This is a genomic window from Phenylobacterium sp. GW821-FHT12F10 (genome assembly GCF_058806695.1).
Map to the genome: position 1 here is coordinate 2294081 of NZ_JBXAPY010000001.1, position 14651 is coordinate 2308731.

Annotated in this window: 14 protein-coding genes; 3 read left to right on the forward strand and 11 right to left on the reverse strand. The window is 70.2% G+C overall.

Features of this window, described 5'->3' with window-relative positions:
• Positions 1-47 precede the first annotated feature (47 nt).
• A complete protein-coding gene (locus AC1RN5_RS11575; protein WP_493041292.1) occupies positions 48-1373 on the forward strand; it encodes a PQQ-dependent sugar dehydrogenase in 1326 nt (441 codons plus the stop codon).
• Here the strand turns inward: AC1RN5_RS11575 and AC1RN5_RS11580 are convergent.
• The 3 genes from AC1RN5_RS11580 to AC1RN5_RS11590 all read right to left on the reverse strand — a co-directional run bounded on the left by AC1RN5_RS11580 (position 1370) and on the right by AC1RN5_RS11590 (position 5501).
• The gene (locus AC1RN5_RS11580; protein ID WP_493041293.1) at positions 1370-3439 is read right to left on the reverse strand and encodes a TonB-dependent receptor plug domain-containing protein; all 2070 of its coding nucleotides are present in this window, start codon (positions 3437-3439) and stop codon (positions 1370-1372) included. The two genes, AC1RN5_RS11575 and AC1RN5_RS11580, sit on opposite strands and share 4 nt — an antisense overlap.
• A 121-nt stretch (positions 3440-3560) precedes the next feature.
• Positions 3561-4259, reverse strand: coding sequence for an SDR family NAD(P)-dependent oxidoreductase (locus AC1RN5_RS11585; protein ID WP_493041294.1), 699 nt, complete (start codon positions 4257-4259; stop codon positions 3561-3563).
• A 69-nt stretch (positions 4260-4328) separates the two neighbouring features.
• Positions 4329-5501: an acetyl-CoA C-acetyltransferase gene (locus tag AC1RN5_RS11590; RefSeq protein WP_493041295.1), complete on the reverse strand. Its 1173-nt coding sequence runs from the start codon at positions 5499-5501 to the stop codon at positions 4329-4331.
• 153 nt (positions 5502-5654) lie between these two features.
• Between AC1RN5_RS11590 and AC1RN5_RS11595 the strand changes: the two genes are divergently transcribed.
• Complete coding sequence (locus AC1RN5_RS11595; protein ID WP_493041296.1) at positions 5655-6359, forward strand: FkbM family methyltransferase; 705 nt, start codon at positions 5655-5657, stop codon at positions 6357-6359.
• On the opposite strand, the gene AC1RN5_RS11600 is transcribed toward AC1RN5_RS11595, so the two are convergent.
• The 7 genes from AC1RN5_RS11600 to AC1RN5_RS11630 form a co-directional block, all read right to left on the reverse strand.
• Positions 6356-7273 (reverse strand): hypothetical protein, encoded by a 918-nt coding sequence (locus AC1RN5_RS11600; RefSeq protein ID WP_493041297.1) that lies wholly within the window; start codon positions 7271-7273, stop codon positions 6356-6358. The genes AC1RN5_RS11595 and AC1RN5_RS11600 overlap by 4 nt on opposite strands.
• The gene (locus AC1RN5_RS11605) at positions 7270-8205 is read right to left on the reverse strand and encodes a glycosyltransferase family 2 protein (RefSeq protein ID WP_493041298.1); all 936 of its coding nucleotides are present in this window, start codon (positions 8203-8205) and stop codon (positions 7270-7272) included. The genes AC1RN5_RS11600 and AC1RN5_RS11605 overlap by 4 nt, the downstream gene beginning before the upstream one ends.
• Before the next feature lie 4 nt (positions 8206-8209).
• A complete protein-coding gene (locus tag AC1RN5_RS11610; protein ID WP_493041299.1) occupies positions 8210-9352 on the reverse strand; it encodes a GNAT family N-acetyltransferase in 1143 nt (380 codons plus the stop codon).
• 96 nt (positions 9353-9448) lie between these two features.
• The gene (locus AC1RN5_RS11615; RefSeq protein ID WP_493041300.1) at positions 9449-9943 is read right to left on the reverse strand and encodes a GAF domain-containing protein; all 495 of its coding nucleotides are present in this window, start codon (positions 9941-9943) and stop codon (positions 9449-9451) included.
• Positions 9944-9962: 19 nt separating this feature from the next.
• A complete protein-coding gene (locus AC1RN5_RS11620) occupies positions 9963-10892 on the reverse strand; it encodes a response regulator (RefSeq protein WP_493041301.1) in 930 nt (309 codons plus the stop codon).
• A gap of 74 nt (positions 10893-10966) precedes the next feature.
• Complete coding sequence (locus AC1RN5_RS11625) at positions 10967-11704, reverse strand: sulfotransferase-like domain-containing protein (protein WP_493041302.1); 738 nt, start codon at positions 11702-11704, stop codon at positions 10967-10969.
• The gene (locus AC1RN5_RS11630; protein ID WP_493041303.1) at positions 11701-12609 is read right to left on the reverse strand and encodes an aminotransferase class IV; all 909 of its coding nucleotides are present in this window, start codon (positions 12607-12609) and stop codon (positions 11701-11703) included. The genes AC1RN5_RS11625 and AC1RN5_RS11630 overlap by 4 nt, the downstream gene beginning before the upstream one ends.
• Positions 12610-12661: 52 nt before the next feature.
• Here AC1RN5_RS11630 and AC1RN5_RS11635 point away from each other — a divergent pair, with 52 nt between their 5' ends.
• Positions 12662-13864: a M24 family metallopeptidase gene (locus tag AC1RN5_RS11635; RefSeq protein ID WP_493041304.1), complete on the forward strand. Its 1203-nt coding sequence runs from the start codon at positions 12662-12664 to the stop codon at positions 13862-13864.
• Here AC1RN5_RS11635 and AC1RN5_RS11640 read toward each other — a convergent pair.
• Positions 13861-14586 carry a winged helix-turn-helix transcriptional regulator gene (locus tag AC1RN5_RS11640; protein ID WP_493041305.1) on the reverse strand — a complete coding sequence of 242 codons (726 nt, stop codon included), beginning with the start codon at positions 14584-14586 and terminating at the stop codon, positions 13861-13863. The genes AC1RN5_RS11635 and AC1RN5_RS11640 overlap by 4 nt on opposite strands.
• Positions 14587-14651 lie beyond the last annotated feature (65 nt).

The following is a 14651-nucleotide window of genomic DNA, read 5'->3' on the forward strand; positions in this document are numbered from 1 at the left end:
GGTTCCCCGCCGCGCATTAGGGCAGCGTGGGGATTTGGGAGACGTCCATGCGTTCGGTTCTATTGGCTTCCGCGATCGCGGCGCTTGGCCTGACGGCCTGCAGCCAAGGCGCGGCCGGCCCCTTCGCGGGCTTCGGGCCCAAGCCTGACCTGCCGACCCCGACCAAGAGCGTCCTGCCCACAGTCCATGTCGCCAAGTTCGTCGGCTGGCCCAAGGGCGCGGCGCCGGTCGCGCCTCCCGGCTTCGTGGTCACCAAGTTCGCCGACGGCCTCGATCATCCCCGCTGGCTGCTGGTCCTGCCCAATGGCGATGTGCTGGCCGCGGAGTCGGCGTCGGAGCCCGCCAAGCCCCAGGGGTTCCGCGACTGGGTCGCCCAGATGATCCAGAAGCGCGCCGGCGCCCTGGCGGAAAGTCCCAACAAGATCATGCTGCTGCGGGATTCCGACGGCGACGGCGTGGCCGACACCAAGGCGATCTTCGCCCAGGGGCTGAAGCGACCGTTCGGCATGGCCCTGGTGGGGAACATCCTCTACGTGGCCAACGACGACTCCATCGTCAGCTTCCCCTATGCCGACGGCCAGACCCAGGTCTCGGGCCCCGGCGTGAAGGTCTTCGATCTGCCCGGCGGACCAATCAATCACCACTGGACCAAGACCATCATCGCCAGTCCCGACGGCCAGAAGCTCTACGCCACTGTCGGCTCCAATTCGAACGTCGGCGAGAACGGCATGGCCGCCGAGGCCGGACGCGCCCAGATCGTCGAGTTCACCCTGCCGGAGGGGCCGAGCCGCCCCTACGCCACCGGCCTGCGCAACCCCAACGGCATGGACTGGGAGCCGGTGACCGGCAAGCTGTGGACCGCGGTCAACGAGCGCGACGAGATCGGCAATGACTTGGTCCCCGACTACATGACCAGCGTCACCCCCGGCGCCTTCTACGGCTGGCCCTACAGCTATTACGGCCAGCACGTCGATGTCCGGGTCAGTCCGCAGCAGCCGGCCCTGGTGGCCAAGGCCATCGCGCCCGACTATGCGCTCGGCCCCCATACCGCCTCCCTGGGCCTGGCCTTCTACAAGGCCGACGCCTTCCCGGCCGCCTACAAGGGCGGGGTCTTCATCGGCCAGCACGGCTCCTGGAACCGCCGGCCCCTGAACGGCTACCGGGTGGTCTTCATCCCCTTCAAGGACGGCAAGCCCGCGGGCCCGCCCCAGGCCTTCCTGACCGGCTTCCTCAACGCCAAGGAGGAGGCCCAGGGCCGCCCCGTGGGCGTGGCGGTGGACAAGACCGGCGCCCTGCTGGTGGCCGACGACAGCGGCGACGCCGTCTGGCGGGTGGCCTATGCGACCCCGCCGCCGGCCGCGCCGAAGCCCTAGAAGCTCTTGCGCAACCGGATGTTCCAGATCCGGCCCCAGCGCAGATCGCGCACGTCGGTATAGGCCAGCGCGCTGCGGTCGCGCGGTCCGGCATAGACCTCGCGGATGCGCTGGACGCTGCGCTCGGTGAGGTTCAGCAGCTCCACCCTCAGGCTGAGGTCGGGCCTTGGCTTGTACTCCCCAAACAGGGTCACCCAGGTGTCGAGCTTGCGGGTCTCGATCTCCGACAGGCGATAGGCGCGGTCGCGCCAGCCATAGGCGTCATTGGCGTTGGAGCCGCCCTTGTTGACGTCGATCCCCCAATTGGATCTCAGGCGCGGCAGGTCCTGGCTGAAGTGCAGGTCCCACTCCATGTGGCGCAGCCCTGAGATCTCGCGCGGCTTGAGGGTCAGGGGATCGGTCACCTCCGAGCGCCGCCAGACGGCCTGGGCCTTGAGCTGGGCGGCGGGAATGTGGAAGCGCTCCAGGGGCACGCTGAGGCTGGCCTGGACCTCGTCCTTGGTCCCCTCGCCGATATTGCCGGGCGCGTCGGCGACGCTGCCGCCGGGGCCGAAGATGGGCGCCCGGTCGATGACGTCGGTGAGCGCGTAGTGGCGCAGGGTCAGGACGACGGCGCCGCTCTTCCAGAACCGCTGCTCCACCGCGGCCTCGGTCACCCAGGCCTGCTGCGGCGAGAGGTCCGGGTTGCCGGCGATCACCGTGCCGGTGTTGGCCACCGAGGACGGGGCCACGAAGTCGTCGAAGTTGAGCTGCCCCACCTCCCGCTCGAAGCGGAAGCGCAGCTGGGTCGTGGGGCTGGCCGACCAGGTCACCGCCAGGCGCGGCTTGGTGAAGGACAGCGACTTCTCCAGGATCACGTCGCCCTCCGACGTGATGGTGGAGCCCTCCTGCCGCAGGCCGGCCTCCACAGAGAGCTGGGCGGTGGGCCGCCAGGTGGCGGTGGCGAAGACCTCGCCGCGCTTCTCCGTCACCAGGACGCTGGCGGCGGGCACCCGCACCTTCACCCCGTTCTGGAAAAGCGAGGTGGTGTTGTCGAGCTTGTTGTAGGCGCCCTCCCCGCCGACCTCCCAGGTGATCCTCGCGCTCTGACTGAAGCGCAGATGGCCGCGGCCGACGCTCTCGGTAGTCTTGCGGTCGCCCTCGAACTGGCGCGTCAGGTTGGCGGCCTCAAAGCGGGACTTGGTGTCGTTATTGTTCCACTGCTGGAAGGCCACCGCCTCCAGCGCCAGGCGCGGCGACAGGTTGCGTGTGTAGCGGCCGCCCACCTCGGCCTGCAGGCGGTCCTGGGTGTCGTACTGATATTCCTTGCCGCCCGGATAGCGGATGCGGTCGGTGATTTCGGAGGAATAGGGACTGAGCATGTAGGCCGCGTTGAGCCGCAGCTTGCCCCCCGCCAGGGGGGTCTCGAAGGCGCCGGTGGTCCAGGTCTTCAGGCCCTTCCCGTCGGCGTCCACGTCGGAGAGGATCAGGACCGAGCCGTTGGGCGCGTAGCGGATGCGGCGGCCGTCGCCGAGTTGGTCGTCGGGGCCGTAACCCAGGATGATCGAGGCCTCCGCCGCGCGTCCCCCCGCCCAGCGCCACTGGCCCTCGGCCCGGGTTCCGCCCAGGACCCGCCCGTCATAGACCAGGTAGCCGCCGGCCGTCGTGGCGCCGCGGAACCCCGCCGTCGACTTGCGCACCACGTTGACCATCACGGTGCGCCCCTGCATGTCGATGCCCGGCGCGCCGCCGCGGATCAGGTCGACATGGGCCACGGCCGCGGCGGGAATGCGCTTGAGGATCTCGTCCAGGGCGTCGTTCTTGGCCACCGCCGGCTCGCCGTCGATCAGGACGTTGCCGCCTGCTCCCGCCAGGCCGCGGACCACCGTCCCCTTGTCGAAGGAGAAGCCCGGCACCCGGATGACCATGTCATAGGCGGTGGAGGGCGAGGCCTCGGCGAAGAAGCTGGCGGGATAGGCCAGCACCCCGCTCTCGGCGGCGGCGCGCCCGGGCGCGGGCGACGCGGGGGCCGAGGGCTCCCCCGCGGCCAGCGCGGCCGCCGCCGCGGCGATCATCAGCATACCCATCGAACCGCCCCTCCCCAGGAACCAGACGGTTCTGGCTTACTTCGTAAGCCCTCGCCAGCCGCCTTGATGTGGATGGCGCGATTCGATCCGGCGTGCGGCTTTGACGTAACGCGCGCGGCGGTCAGACGCGGCCGGTGACCGGAATGAGCGCGCCGGTGACGGCGCTGGCGGCGTCGGAGGCCAGGAACAGGATCACGGCGGCCAGTTCGCCCGGCGTCACCCAGGTGGCGAAGTCGGCCTTGGGCATGTCGGCCCGGTTGGTGGGGGTGTCGATGATCGACGGCAGGACGGCGTTCACCGTCACCTGGCCCTTGAGCTCCTCGGCGAGGCTTTCCGTCAGGCGATGGACGCCGGCCTTGGAGGCGGCGTAGGCGCCCATGCCGGCTCCGGCCTTCACCGCGCCATTGGCGCCGATATTGACGATGCGCCCGGCCGTGCTGGCCTTCAGGTGGGGAATGGCCGCGCGGCTGGCGTTGGCGGCGGTCTTGACGTTCATGGCGTAGAGCCGGTCCCAGACCGCCGGATCGCCCTCGGCCAGGGTCTGCCAGGCGAAGCCGCCGGCGACATTGATCAGGGCGTCCAGGCCGCCGAACCGGGCGGCGGCCGCGTCGATGGCGGCGCCGGCCGCCGCGGGATCGGTGAGGTCGACGCCGGAGAGTTCCAGCGCGTCCGGCCCGCAGGCCTCCACCAGACCCTCGGGGGCGCGCGGGGCGTGGTCGATCAGGACGACCTTCGCCCCCTGCCGGGCCGCGGCCTTGGCCACCGCCGAGCCGAGGATTCCGTGCGCGCCGGTGACGGCGACGATGCGTGGCGTGCTCAAGTCAGTCCCCAATTCCGCTTAGCTCCCTTCTCCCGCAGGGGGCGAAGGAAGCCAAGCGAAGAGAGAGGTCTAGAGGCGTTCGACGATGGTCACATTGGCCATGCCGCCGCCTTCGCACATGGTCTGCAGGCCGTACTTGCCGCCGGTGGATTCCAGGGCGTTCAGCAGGGTGGCCATCAGCTTGGTGCCCGAGGCGCCCAGCGGGTGGCCGAGCGCGATGGCGCCGCCGTTGACGTTGATCTTCTCGCGCGGCACGCCCAGCGACTTCATGTAGGCGACGGGCACGGAGGCGAAGGCTTCGTTGACCTCGAACAGATCGATGTCGTCGACCTTCATGCCGGCGCGCTTCAGGGCGCGTTCGGTGGCCGGCAGCGGGGCTTCCAGCATGATCACCGGGTCATGACCCAGCAGGCTCATGTGATGGATGCGGGCCAGCGGCTTCACGCCCAGGTCCTTCAGACCCTTTTCCGAGACGATCATCACGCCCGAGGCGCCGTCGCAGATCTGGCTGGAGGAGGCCGCGGTCAGGACGCCGTCCTCGCGCAGGAGCTTCACGCCCTTGATGCCCTCGAGGCTAGCTTCGAAGCGGATCCCCTCGTCGACGGTGTGAAGGGTCTTGTTGCCCTCGGCGTCGGTCACCTCGATGGCGACGATCTCGTTCTTGAAGGCGCCGGCCTGGGTGGCGGCGATGGCGCGCTGGTGGGACTGGAAGCTGAACTCGTCCATCTGATCGCGGCTCAGGCCGTACTTCTTGGCCACCATCTCGGCGCCGACGAACTGCGAGAACTGGATGTTGGGGTACTGCGCCTGGATGCCCGGGCTCATATAGGTGCCAAAGCCGTTCTGGGCCGGCAGGGCGGCCGACAGGCCCATGGGCACGCGGGTCATGCTCTCGACGCCGGCGGCGATGACGATGTCCATGGTGCCGCTCATCACGGCCTGGGCCGCGAACTGCAGGGCCTGCTGCGAGGAGCCGCACTGGCGGTCGACGCTGGTGCCGGGGACGCTCTCGGGGAGACGCGAGGCCAGCACGGCGTTGCGGCCGACATTGATCCCCTGCTCGCCCACCTGGCCGACGCAGCCCATGATCACGTCCTCCACCAGGGCCGGGTCGGCCTTGGTGCGGTCGATGAGGTCATTGAGGACATTGGCGGCCAGATCGACCGGATGCCAGTCCTTCAGTTTGCCACCCTTGCGGCCGCCGGCCGTGCGTGAGGCCGCGACGATATAGGCTTCGCCCATGGTTCCGCTCCCTTTGGAATTGCGCGTCTAACGCGTCGACGGGCACTCTAGGCGGGCGCCGTCACGGAAGCCAACCGGGCCCCCGACACGGCTAGATTACAGCGTCGGCGAAATAGGCCACAAGCACCACCACAAGCCCGCGGAGCCGACCCGATGACCTTGAAGCGCCGTGTCGATTTCCTGGCCCACCTGCTGAAGGCCACGCTCCGCCAGCATCATCGGGAGCTGGTCCCGGTCTTCGGCCCGCACATCCCGGCCGAGGGGGTGGTGATCGATGTCGGCGCCCATGCCGGCCAGTTCTCCAAGCTGTTCGCCCGCATGGCGTCCCGGGGCCAGGTCTACGCCTTCGAGCCCTCGGCCTACGCCCGCTCGATCCTGACCCGATCCCTGGCCTTCAACCGGCTGGCCCATGTGAAGGTGATCCCCATGGGCCTGTCCGACGCCCCCGGTGAGCTGATCCTGCACACCCCAATCAAAGCCCGGGGCGGCCTCGGCTTCGGCATCGCCCACTTCGGCGAGGACGGACAGGATGCGCGCGACACCATGGATCAGGTCGTGCCCCTGACCACCCTGGACGCCTTCGCCCAGGCCGAGGGCCTGACACGCCTGGACTTCCTGAAGGCCGACGTCGAGGGCTGGGAGGTCAATGTCCTGAAGGGCGGCCTGAAGACCTTGGCGAAGTACAGGCCCGCCCTCTTCCTGGAGGTCTCCGACGCCTCCCTGGCGCGGGCCGGCGCCCGCCCCACCGACATCTGGGACATCCTTCGGCCCCTGGGCTACCGCGCCCTCAAGGCCCCGGACTTCGTGGCGGTCGACGGCTATGCCGGGGTCGAGGACTACCTGTTCGTGGCGGGCTAGACGGGCAGCAAGGCCCCCGGCCGCTCGCCGTCCAGCTTGAAGCTGGTGGGCAGGACGCGCGGGTTGGGCTTCTGCAGCTTCAGCGCCTTGGCGCCGCGCGCCACCGCCAGCTTGCCCAGCGCCCCGGGGGTGAACCCCTGCTGGATGCGCGGGCGCCGCGCCCCGAGCCGGCGGCGCAGGACGCCGTTGGCGTAGATGACATTGGCCCGCATCAGGGCCTCGGGCGTCATGAATTCGATGGACAGCGACACGTTCAGCATCGGGCCGTTCTCGATCCGGTGCGGGGCGTTCTGGGCCCAGGTGACCATCTTGCCCGGCGTCAGGTCATGGACCTCCGCGCCCTGGTCCCAGGCGGGATCGAAGGCGAACTGCTCGGCGGTCTCCCGCAGGACGATCTTCTCCAGGGCCTCGTCGCCCACATAGGGGTCGGCCACCGGATAGACCCAGACCCGCTTCTGTCCGCGAAGCTGCCAGAGCGACACCAGGGGCACGTCCAGATGGTAGAAGACCTGGGCGTTGGCCGAGGAGATCAGCATGCCCAGGTCGTGCTTGAAGGTCCGCAGGCCCGGCACGTGGGCGTGCTTCTCGGCGAAGATCTCGTCGCCCAGAGCGGCATATTCCGGCAGGTGCAGGTTGGTCTGCCGCAGGTTCAGCCAGATGCGCCCCGACTGGGCGGCCTCCAGCAGCCGCGAGCCCGACAGGTTTCCCGCCGTGCCGCGCCGCCAGGTGGTCCAGGCCACGGGATCCTCGCCCATGGTGAAGACCCCCATCTGGTCGCGTGGATAGCGGTCCAGCAGTTCCTCGAGACCTTCGTCCTTGAACATCGGCCGCTCGTGCAGGCCGTGCTCGAAGGCCAGGTTCGCCTTGGTGAAGGCGGCGCCCTTCTCGGGCGTCCAGTCGGTGATGATGCTCATGTCGGAGCCCTCAGGCCGTAGAAGTGAATCTTGAAGGGACCCCACCACAGGGTCTTGCCCAGGCCGCGGGCCGCGCGGTCCAGGGTGAAGGCGAAGCGCGGGCTGCGGACCAGCCATTGCAGGCCCGCCAGCAGGCCGTAGACGCCGGCCTGGGCCACGCCGATGGCCATCCAGCGGGCCACGCCCAGGCGGTCGGGCGGGGTGCTGATGGCGCAGTGGGCCGAGGGCCCCTGCCCGTAGGCGAAGGCGCGCGCGATCGTGTAGTCCAGGGTCAGGCGGCTGGGCACCGGATCTTCCCAGACCCAGGCCTCCGGGGCCCAGGCGAACCGCGCGCCCCTGGCCTTCATGCCGCCGAAGAGCAGGTCGTCCTCGCCGCCGATATGGTTGCGGATGGCCGAGAACGGGGCCTTGGGATCGGGCAGGCTGGCGCGCTTCAGCAGGGAGCAGCCGCAGCCGTAATAGTGGTCGATGGGCCCCTCGGCCGGCCCGTCGCCGAGCCGCGAGAAGAACCATTCCAGATAGGCGCGGTGCTTGCCGACCCCGGCCGGGGCGCGGCCTCGGACCGGGCCGAACACGACATCGGCCTGATGCCTGGCCTGGACCGTCAGCAGGGCGGCCAGCCAGCCGGCCGGCGCCTCCTCGTCGTCGTCCAGGAAGGCGATGAAGTCGCCGCGGGCCCGGGCCATGGCGGCGTTGCGGGCGTTGGCGACGCCGGGTTCGGGCTCGTGGACATAGACCACCGGGAACGGGGCTTCGGCCGCCAGGCTCTCCACCAGGGCCTGGGCCGAGGGAACCTGGTCGTTGTCCACCACCACCAGCTCCAGGGCCGCGGGGTCGACCCCGACCTGGGCGAAGGTCGAGCGCGCGGCCGTGGCCAGTCCGTCCAGGCGACGCTGGGTGGGAATGATCAGGCTGACGCGCGGCGCGGGCATGGGATCAGGCGACTTCCATCTCGCCCGAGGCGCGACGGGTGCGGCTGCCGATGGCCTGGACCACGCCGCGGGCGCGACCGGCGAAGGACAGTTCCGTGCTGGCGATGATGTCCAGGCGGCGGCGGAGCTTGCCCACCGCGCCCTGACCATGGGCGCCGGCCAGGCTCCAGGCCTGCTCCGACATCTGGGCCGCGCGGCCGCCGAGGTTGGCGGCGGTGGCCACGCCCTCGCCAATGGTGCGGATGGAGAGCGCATAGGGCCGCTTGTAGTGCTCGTGGCCGGGGCCCAAGTCGTAGGTCGTCAGACCCATCTCGGTCATGGCCGCGATGGCCCGGCCCAGGAACACCTGGCCCGGCGACCAGGCGGCCAGCTCCGGGTCGGTCGAGGCGATCCACGGATGGTAGACCCCGCCCTGGCGGATGCCGAAGTGGCCCGCCACCAGCCGGTCGCCGGCGTAGAGGGTGACCATCAGGCCCTGGAACGCGCCGTCCTGGCGCTCGAACAGCGCCTGCAGCAGGTCCCGCGTCCAGACCGGGCTGAGGAAGTCGTGGGCGCCGGTGCGGGCCAGTTGCTCGCGCTTCCAGCGGAGCAGCGTGTCGAAGGCGGCCTGGTCGTGGTCGGCGCCCTTGATGGTCAGGGTCCCGACCTCGCGGTCCAGCTTGTGGTCCAGGCGGCGATAGTTCTTGAAGCGCTTGGGACTGGCGGCGCGCAGGGCCTCCAGATAGGCCTCGGCGGTGGACTCCAGCTCGATGACGAAGCTCTCGCGCTCCGAGGCCACGAAACCCGCGAAGGCGCGGTTGGGATCGGTCAGGCCGGTGAAGCGGTAGACCGACAGCCCGGCCTGCGCCAAGGCCTCGTCGGCGTCCAGGCCCTGCTCGGAGACCAGGCCGTGATAGTCCGACAGCGGCGCGCCAATGGGCCGCGCGAAGCTGCCGGGGCGGCGGTGATAGGCCAGGAAGCCGGCGGTCCGGCCCGGCCAGCGCCAGACGGTCACCCGGGCGTCGGGGCGCACGGCGCCGACCGCGAGAGCGAAATCGGGCCCCATCAGGGGATTGGCGAATTCGGGACGGCTGGCGCACAGGGCGCGCCAGGTCGCGATATCGGCCTGCGGCAACGCGCTCGGATGGAAGGTCTCGGCGGTCAGCATGGTCTCAAGCCCTAGCTCATCCCGGTTAGGGAAAGGTGGACCGCGCGCTGCAATCCACGTGCCTTGGGACGTGTGCCGTTTCGCGTCAGGCGCGATCTAGCTGAAGGCGGCCTTCAGAATCGTCTCCAGCCAGGCGGCGTCGACCTCGTCGAAGGCGGCCGGCTCGGTGGCGTCGACGTCGAAGACCGCGATCAGCTCGCCCTGCGCATCGAACACGGGGACCACCACCTCGCTGGCCGAGCGGCCGTCGCAGGCGATGTGACCCGGGAAGGCGTGGACGTCGGGTACAAGCTGGGTCTGGCCGGTCGCCGCCGCGGCCCCGCAGACCCCGCGTCCATAGGCGATGCGCAGGCACCCCAGGGTGCCCTGGTACGGGCCCACCACCAGTTCGCGATCCTTGTCCGGGTCGACCACGTAGAAGCCGGTCCAGAAATAGTGGTCGAAGCTGGCGGCCAGCATGGAGGCGATGGTCGCCATCCGCGCGGTGCGGTTGGGCTCGCCGTCCAGCACCGAGGCGATCTCCTGCGCCACCGTCGCGTAGCGCGCGGCCTTGTCGTCGGGCAGGGTCAGGTCGTTGAAGGCTTCGGCCATGGCGGCCTTATATAGCCAGCTAGCCGATCGCCACCAGCCGCCGCGCGCTCTTGCGGCTGACCACGGCTTCCAGGTTGCGGCCGATGCGGTCGGCCTCGGTCGGATCCATCTCGGTCTGAGACAGCAGGTTGCGGATGGCGTCGAAGTGGATCTCGATCACCGCCGGATCGCAGGCGTCGGGCCCGCCCATGGCGTCCACATAGGCGATCATGGACTGCGAAGCCCGCTCGACGGTCTTGTCGCGCACCTGGCGGGCGCGGAAGGTGGTGTGCTGCATGACCCGGTAGATCATCTGCAGGGTGGAGCGATCCACCCCGCCCCGGGCCGAGATCAGACGGCGCATGGCCTCCAGCTCGACGCTGATGGTCTCGCGGGCCACCTCGCGCTCGACCTCGTCGGCCACCTCGTCAGGATCGCAGGTGCGGCGCAGGGGCCCCGAATAGTTCAGCTCCACCTTCCGGCGGCGGTCGGGGCCGACATAGGCCTCGCTGACGATGAAGGGCCGCGGCCGGCGCAGGACCAGCTGGATGCGCGACAGGATGGCCGCCGGGGTGAAGGGCTTGATCACGAACTCATTGACCCCGGCCAGTCGGGCGATCTGCACGTCGCGCTCGCTGCGCTGACCGGTCACCATGATCACCGGGACTTCCGGATTGGGCACCAGGGGGTCGGGATAGATGGCCGCGCGGCGGATCGAGCGGACCAGTTCCAACCCGTCCATCACCGGCATCTTGCAGTCGGTGAAGATCATGTGCGGGCAGCGGTGGCGCAGCAGTTCGCGGGCCCGTTGGCCGTCCGTGGCGGTATAGACCTCCCCCACCCCGCCCGCCCGCAGCACGTCGGTGATCAGGCGCAGGGTGTTGGAGTGGTCGTCCACGACCAAGACCTTGAGGCCCGACAGATCGTCAGGCGTCAGGTTCGAACTTGGCAGCAGTCGTTGAGAGCTCATTCGCCCCGAAATCCCCACACCTTCGGCGAACATGATCGCTGAGCGTTGAGATCAGGTTTATGGCCAAGCCGATTTCAGAAGGTGAGACGATAGGCCGCCAGGGCCTCGTAATGGGGCCGCGCCTGGTCGGCGAGACGCCGCAGATCGTCGCCGAGGGCGCGTGGCGGCGCCGCGCCGGGGGGCTCGAAGCCCGTGGAACGCTCCACCGCGTCGTACCAGGCCGGCGCCCAGACCCCATCGGTGTCGCGCGGACCGGCCGGCCAGGCCAGCATCTCGGTCCGGAAGGCGATCCCCAGCGCCGCGCAGAGGGTCGACAGCCCCCGCTCCGGCGCCGCCAGGATGTCGGACCCCTCCACCACGGGCGGGGCGCGGCCAAGCCGGTCGGCCTCGCGCTCGAACAGCTCGCGCTGCCGCACCACCCCGATGTCGGCGAGGGTCACCTCGGCGCGCTTGACGGTGTAGGAGGCCAGGACGGCGGCGGGGTCGCGGATCAGGAAGGCGCTGACGCAGGCGGCCGTCCAGTCCAGGCCGAAGCCCTCCGCCATGTGGTGGGTCATGTGCTTCTGGTAGAAGACCGCCGCGCCGCCCGGCGCTGGCCCGGCCATGGCGGCGGCCACCTCGCGCCAGTCCTGGGGCTGGGACGCCAGGACCTCTTCGCGCATCGGGTGGTCCAGGCCGGTGACTGCCAGGTAGGCCGCGTAGAAGGGCTCATCCACGACAGCGGTGTCGGGACGGTTCTCGAAGCTGCGCATCATGGCCGTGGAGATGTTGCGCGGCCCCGACCACATGGCGATGCGCACGGGATCGCTCATGCCGCCTGCGCGTCCTTCAGCTCCTCATAGGCCGCCCGCAGCAACCTGGTCACCGGCCCCGGCAGGGCGGCTGGCAGGACATGGCCGTCGATCTCCCGGACCGGGGTCAGGCCGCCGAAGGTGCCGGTGACGAAGGCCTCGTCGGCGTCATAGACATCGTCCAGGACGAAGTCCCCCAGGGTGATGGGAATCCCCTTGGCGCGGCACAGGGCGATGACATTGGCCCGGGTCACGCCGTTGAAGCAGAAGTCGCCAGTCGACGTCATCACCCGCCCGTCGCGGACGAAGAAGAAGTTGGTGGCGTTGCAGCTGGAGACGAAGCCGCCGGGGTCCAGCATCAGGGCCTCGTCGCAGCCGGCCTCGATGGCCTGCAGCAGGGCGGTGATCAGGTTGAGGCGGCTGTGGGAGTTCAGCCGCATGTCGAACATCTGGGCCGGCGTGCACAGGATGCTCGAGGTGAACAGCGACAGGCCGCGGGTGACGATCTCGGGGCTGGGCGCCTTGTATTCCGCCGTGATCACGATGGTGGGCCTGCCCAGCCAGTTGCGCGGGTCCTGGTTGGCGGCGGCCTTCTCGCCCCGGGTGATCATCAGGCGCAGGTGGGCGCCGTCGGTCATGCCGTTGGCGTCCAGCAGCTTCCAGATCTCGGCGGTGAGCTGGTCGCGGGTCATGCCGATATCGAGCGCGATGGCCTTGAGACCCGCATAGAGCCGGTCCAGGTGAGCCTCCAGGAACAGCAGGGCGCCCTTGTGCAGGCGCAAGCCCTCCCAGACTCCGTCGCCCAGCACGAAGCCCGCGTCGAACACCGAGACCTTGGCGTCCTCGCGCTTGACGAGATCGCCGTTGAGATAGAGCCGCGCCGCCGCGTTGCGCGGATCGACGGCGAAATCCTGACTGCCTGCCATGGCGTGCAGTTGTATGGAGGCGGAACGGCTGCGGCTAGACCAGGAGCATCAGATGACCCACGGGATCGGCGGATCGACGGCGGAGGAACAGCTGGCAGACCTCAAGCCCTGGCCCAAGGCGCCGTCCATCGGCGCGGAGGAGCGCGCCGCCCGCATCGCCCGGGCCCGCGAGCTGATGGGCCAGATCGGCGCCGACGCCCTGATCATCGGGGCGGGGCCCTCCCTGCGCTACTTCACCGGCGTCGCCTGGAACGCCACCGAGCGCCTGGTGGCCCTGGTCCTGCCTCTGAGCGGCCCCCTGAAGATGATCTGCCCCCGGTTCGAGCTGGGCTCGCTTCAGGCGTCCCTGCTGGTGGAGGCCGAGGACCTGCTCTGGGAAGAGCATGAAAGCCCTTACACCCTGGCCGCCAAGGCCCTCGCCGAGCTGGGCGCGAGGTCCCTGGCCATCGACCCCGCCCTGCCCTTCTTCGTCTTCAATGGCCTGCGCCTGGCCGCCCCGGACCTCGCCCTGCTGGACGGGACGCCCGTGGTGGACGGCTGCCGGATGATCAAGTCGCCGGCGGAGCTGGCCCTGATGTCCCAGGCCAAGGCCATGACCCTGGAGGTCCACCGCCGCGCCGCCCGCATCCTGGCGCCGGGGATCACCACCACACAGGTCCGCCGCTTCATCGACCAGGCGCACCGGGCGCTGGGCGCCGACGACGGCTCGTCCTTCTGCGCGGTGCAGTTCGGGGTGGCCAGCGCCTATCCCCACGGCCTGCCGGGCGACCAGAGCCTGGCGCAGGACGAGCTCGTGCTCATCGACACCGGCTGCAGGGTCCAGGGCTACAACTCCGACATCACCCGCACCTATGTCTTCGGCCAGGCCACCCCCGAACAGGCCCGCGTCTGGGCGGTCGAGAAGCGCGCCCAGGCCGCCGCCTTCGCCGCGGTGAAGCCCGGCGTCCCCTGCGAGGAGATCGACGCCGTCGCCCGCCGCGTCCTGGCCGCCGAAGGCTTCAGCCCCGACTACGACCTGCCGGGCCTGCCCCACCGCACCGGCCACGGCATCGGTCTCTCGATCCATGAGGCGCCCTATCTGGTGCGCGGCGACAAGACCCCGCTGGCGCCGGGCATGTGCTTTTCCAACGAGCCGATGATCGTCATCCCCGAGACCTTCGGCGTGCGGCTGGAGGACCACTTCCACGTCACTCAGGACGGGGCGGCCTGGTTCACCCAGCCGCAGGACAGCCTCGACGCCCCGTTCGGGCGCTAGCCGCCGAAGGGCCTCTCCACCTGCGCGTCCAGCATGTAGCCGCTGCCGCGCAGGGTGCGGATCACGTCGGCCGCGCCGGCGTCCAGCAGCCTCTGGCGCAGGCGGCTGACATGGACATCCACGGCGCGGTCGAAGACCTGGGCCTCGTCCCCCTGGGTCAGGCGCACCAGTTCGTCGCGGGTCAGCACCGCCCCGGGATGCTCCAGGAAGGCCCGCAACAGCACGAACTGGCCGCTGGTGAGCAGGATGCGCCGCCCTCGGGCGTCGAACAGGGTCTGGCTGGCGACCTCCAGCCGACAGCCGGCGAACAGGTAGCGCCGCGCGCCCTCGCCCCGCGCGGCCCGCGACCGGGCCCGGCGGCGCAGGATCGCCCGCACCCGGGCCAGCATCTCCCGCGGCGTGCAGGTCTCCTCCACGCAGTCGTCGAAGCCCAGCTCCAGCACCTCGACCCGGCTGAGCGCGGCGTCGGGCCGGCGGCGCAAGATCACCGCCGGGCCGTCGGGATGGACGCACCATCCCGCCCGCCCCTCGAGTTCCGCCACGGAGTCGCTGATCACCAGGTCGCAGGCGCTCGCCCGCCAGCGCGGCGCGGTCTCCACCCGGTAGCCCTTGCCCGCCAGGTAGTCGGCGAGACCCGATGGCGCCGCGGTCTCGACGATCAGCAGGCGGCCGGCGTCGGCGCGCCGGGGCGGTCTCAGATGCGGCGCCTCGTGCGGGGTCATGGGGGCTCCAAACAGAAAAGGGCGGACCGAAGCCCGCCCAGTCCTAGGGGTGACGACCCCCTTTG